Annotated in this window: 1 pseudogene; it reads right to left on the bottom strand. The window is 44.4% G+C overall.

The features are described 5' to 3' along the window. Positions 1–243, bottom strand: a pseudogene (locus Q4528_RS15510) (MocR-like pyridoxine biosynthesis transcription factor PdxR); the annotation flags it as partial.

Here is a 243-nt window from a genome sequence, read left to right as displayed (position 1 = left end):
ATAATAATCACTTGGTGTTGTTGGCAAATATCAATAATTTGCTGGCGGCGTTGCTGCGACATAATGGCTGTGGTGGGGTTTTGCAGCGTAGGGGTGAGGTACAAGGCTTTAGGGTGGTATTTTTCAATGTGATTAAGCAGGCTGTTGGGGCAAATGCCGTCATCATCTAAGGTTACACCTTTTAGCTCTATTTTTAGCTGTTTAGCTAAGGTAATTAAGCCGGGGTAACACAAGGCCTCACAC

It is taken from the genome of Staphylococcus pasteuri, from assembly GCF_030547725.1.
Taxonomy (GTDB): domain Bacteria; phylum Bacillota; class Bacilli; order Staphylococcales; family Staphylococcaceae; genus Staphylococcus; species Staphylococcus pasteuri.
Note: the sequence above shows the minus strand (reverse complement) of the source record. Positions and strands in the feature narration are given on the sequence as shown.